Raw genomic sequence first — 3,811 nt, 5'->3', positions numbered from 1 at the left:
CGCCATTTGTCAGGAGCGATCAAGGAGGCGTTATGAGCAAACTGTTTACGCCACTCAAATTACGATCCGTTGAATTTAAGAATCGCATCTTCGTTTCGCCCATGTGCCAATATTCCAGCGACGACGGAATGCCAACCGATTGGCATCTGATTCATCTGGGCAGCCGGGCGGTCGGCGGCGCCGCGATGGTCATGGTGGAAGCCACTGCAGTGAGCCCGGAGGGACGCATCACGCCGTGGGACAGCGGGATGTGGTCCGACGCACACGCCGCGGCATTCAAGCGCATCAATCAGTTTATTGTCCAGCAAGATTGCGTGCCGGGCAACCAATTGGCCCATGCCGGGCGCAAAGCCTCCACGGACGCACCCTGGCGCGGCGGGCGGGCCCTTTCGGAAACCCAAGGCGGCTGGCTGCCGATCGCGCCCAGCCCACTGGCCTTCAGCGAGGCCTCGCCTACCCCCCGGGAGATGACGCCAACGGATATCGATGGATTGATTGGTCAGTTTGTCGCCGCCGCCCTCCGCAGCCTGGAAGCAGGCTTTCAAGCGTTAGAACTGCACATGGCCCACGGTTATCTGCTGCACACCTTTCTCTCCCCGCTGGCCAATCGGCGCACGGATCAATACGGGGGCGGGCTGGCCAACCGCATGCGATTGCCATTGCAGGTCGCCGCGGCGGTGCGCGAGGTCTGGCCCGGCCATCTGCCCCTTTTTGTGCGCCTCTCCTGCACGGACTGGGTGGACGGCGGATGGGACCTGGCCCAGTCCATCGAGCTGTCACGCCAGCTCAAGGCGACAGGCGTCGATCTCATCGACTGCTCCAGCGCCGGGATGGTGCCGGATGCAAAGATACCCGTCGGGCCCGGATTCCAGGTCCCCTTTGCAGCCGCCATCCGCAGCCGGGCGGAGATTGCCACCGGGTCGGTGGGCCTGATCACCCATGCCGCGCAGGCCGAGCAGATCGTGGTCACCCTTCAGGCCGATGCGGTCCTGCTGGCGCGCGAGATGCTGCGCGATCCCTATTGGCCGCTGCACGCCGCCCGGATCCTGCGGCATGATACGCCCTGGCCGCCTCAGTATGAGAGGGCAAAATTAGGGTGGCCGGGACGTATTTAATGGCAATCTCCCTTGACCGTTGATGGGCCCACAGGGTGCCGAAAAATCCCCACCGGGATATTGGAGGTAGAAACGAGAAAATCGGATATCAACGCGTGGACGGACGCGAAGCCAAACCCTTTCAGTAGCTGACTACCAGGGAGGCACTGAAAATCGTATCCGTTTTTTTTAGAGTTTCTGGAACGGGTCGGTTCTGGTAGCGGACATCGTAAGCGATTTTGATGGCCAACACTTTGGTCAATGCCGATGTCAGTGCAGTTACCGTTTCGATTTTATAGTTGGAAGGATCATCGAAGTCATGCAGGTATTCTATTTTTTGCGAAAACTTGCTGATTTCGGAGATTAGATATTCATACCTCCCGGAGGCTCTTCCCTCTAAAAATGACTCGGTCTCCGCGCTGGAATAGTCCTCCCGCGTCCAGTTGCATCCGATCTCCGCCTTGAGGTAGTGCGTGGGGCCATCGACCAATTTTTGGCCTACGCCCGGACCGAAGCTGTAGCGATTGTCGTATCCGGCGAATTTATCCTGCAACCAACTCCCCAACAGATAGGCGTAGGTCCCGAAGGAAAAAAAATTGTCCAAACGAAGATCGGTGCCATAGCGTTCAGCGCTCTTTTCGTCATTTTGCTTCCCAGACAATAGGTTCACGTTCCATGTACCCAGGTATTTGTGGCTGAAGTCGTACTCGAGCGTGTTCTTTAATGAAAACGTCAAGATATCGGTGTTGCCCGATGTATTGACGACGGACATTTCCGCCAGGGCATTGAATTTCTTCAATTCGGAATCATCTTCGGCAAAGGCAGGATTAACGACCAATCCCATCCATAAAAGACCGACGAAACCCGTCCATATAAACCGCCCCGGTGAACGATTGTTGGGGTTGGCGACCGCAAACCGGTTGGGCATCATGGCGATGCCCATGATCCGGACGCAGACTCGGCACGCATCCATCCATCGTTTTCGCGGACATGCCACGCATCCCACGAAGCAGAAGAGCAGCAGGAGCCAACTGACATCCGCATACAGGTTGCTGTCGATCCAGCCTCCAAGACCATCCGAGGCCTTGGCACCGAATTGCCCGATCTTTTCAACGACCTTGTTTCCGGCCTGGTCGATCTTGCCTGTTTCCGGCTTAAAAACGTATTCATCGACAGGTTCCTGAACCTCAACGGTGGTGCCGTCCGATGCCCCTTCGGTTTGCGTTTGTGCCATAACCGGTCGACAGAATGTAAAGGCGATGATTAAGACCAGGGTTCGTATTCTTAGGGTATTACTGATAATTGTCATGCATGGATTCTCATGTCATGCACCGGTTGGTGACATACCCCATCACCCTTTGCGTAGGTATGGCTTTCGACACTGCCGACCGGCATCTTTCTGTTTGATTTGCTGTCGCATGATGGGTTTGCATAGATCGCGGTCCCTGATGGTTCTCGACCTGAAAATTAAATGGGGCTGAAGGGGTAGGATACAGACGGCCTTTAACGCGGTCAACCATTTCGTCGAATTCCATTGCAGCCGCGGTTAAATATTGTGTCTTCCGAAACGCCCCTTTGAAGTTGCAGCGATAAAGATAGCGTTGCCACACGGCGGCACCGGCAGATCGTCGATGCCGATGGTGAAAAAAGTGCTTTTTGTATTACCGTATTGTGGTCGAACGTTCGATTTGATATCCATGAATCTTTCGGTTTCGCGCTGAATTCAATGCCCATGCTGAGCACGCTGTTGGTAAAAATGAGGAGAAGCATCCATGAAAAAATTAATCGCTAGCATACTTGCCTTTTCAGGAGTCTGGTCGATGCTTGCCCTGGATCCTGATGGGTGCGACGCCCAAACCCGGACAACCCATGGCAACCTGCCCGATCTCGCCGTTGCCCAAATTGCGTTGATGCCTTTTCTGACGGGCCAACTGGAGTCTCCCAATGCGCCGATCCCCAAGCCCCTGAGCAAGCCATTGACCCTGCTGGTCATCGATAACCGGGAATTGCCGGTAAACGCGGATCAGGTCATGACCCGGATCGTCAATGCCGAACTGATGCAGCGCGTCGAGGAACGGTTGATTTCGCCGGATCGCGTTTACGACGCCTACCGGACCCTGACCACGGACCCGGCTCTGGATACCCCGCGCCAACGCGCCGTCCGTCTGGGAAAAGTACTGGATGCACCAGTCGTCATGGTGGGCACGGTGTGGAAGTACAGGGAGAGAGGGGCTTTGGCAGACATGCCCGACAGCGCCGCGTCGGTTGGGTTTGCCCTCTACCTGATCGACACCAACACGGGCGTTCGTTTCTGGCGCGGCGCCTTCGATGAGACCCAGCAGGCACTGACTGAAGATGTGGTGGATGGTGTTAAACGACTGGGAATGGGGCTTCGTTGGCTATCGGCCGAAGAGCTGGCCCGGTACGGCGTAAAGTCGGTGCTGCGGAAATTGTCGTTTGATTGAAAACAAAGATGCATCGAATGGATTTGATCCACTTTGTTCCTGATAGCCACCTCTTGGATTAATATTTGAAGCCGTCGTGGAAAAAATAAAATCGGATAGCCGGAAAAGCGGAAAGTGCGCGACCCGGTCGAAAAAAAATCGGAACTGGGAGCTCCCTTTTTTACGTTTAGGCGTTCAGGGCTGAACGCCATTTAAATTAGAAATATATCTTAACGTTATCCGGCATTCGGGCAACATCGGAATCTCAAAGAT

General features: G+C 55.3%; 3 protein-coding genes. 2 read left to right on the top strand and 1 reads right to left on the bottom strand.

Features of this window, described 5'->3' with window-relative positions:
- Positions 1–32 precede the first annotated feature (32 nt).
- Entirely contained in the window at positions 33–1,115 is a 1,083-nt protein-coding gene (locus tag ABYV26_RS22700) for an NADH:flavin oxidoreductase/NADH oxidase (protein ID WP_372683634.1), read from the top strand.
- A 121-nt stretch (positions 1,116–1,236) separates the two neighbouring features.
- Here the strand turns inward: ABYV26_RS22700 and ABYV26_RS22695 are convergent, their stop codons facing one another.
- Positions 1,237–2,328: a YdiY family protein gene (locus ABYV26_RS22695; RefSeq protein ID WP_372683633.1), complete on the bottom strand. Its 1,092-nt coding sequence runs from the start codon at positions 2,326–2,328 to the stop codon at positions 1,237–1,239.
- A gap of 538 nt (positions 2,329–2,866) precedes the next feature.
- Here ABYV26_RS22695 and ABYV26_RS22690 point away from each other — a divergent pair.
- Positions 2,867–3,559 carry a hypothetical protein gene (locus tag ABYV26_RS22690; protein WP_372683632.1) on the top strand — a complete coding sequence of 231 codons (693 nt, stop codon included), beginning with the start codon at positions 2,867–2,869 and terminating at the stop codon, positions 3,557–3,559.
- Positions 3,560–3,811: the final 252 nt, after the last annotated feature.

Origin of the sequence: Desulfosarcina sp., assembly GCF_041551955.1 — a bacterium.
In the GTDB taxonomy this organism is placed as follows: domain Bacteria; phylum Desulfobacterota; class Desulfobacteria; order Desulfobacterales; family Desulfosarcinaceae; genus Desulfosarcina.
Note: the sequence above shows the minus strand (reverse complement) of the source record. Positions and strands in the feature narration are given on the sequence as shown.

What these genes read in the sequence shown, in the direction of transcription:
- ABYV26_RS22700 (WP_372683634.1), top strand. Translation starts at nt 33, where the DNA reads ATGAGCAAACTGTTTACGCCACTCAAATTACGATCCGTTGAATTTAAG.
- ABYV26_RS22695 (WP_372683633.1), bottom strand. Translation starts at nt 2,328, where the DNA reads ATGGCACAAACGCAAACCGAAGGGGCATCGGACGGCACCACCGTTGAG.
- ABYV26_RS22690 (WP_372683632.1), top strand. Translation starts at nt 2,867, where the DNA reads ATGAAAAAATTAATCGCTAGCATACTTGCCTTTTCAGGAGTCTGGTCG.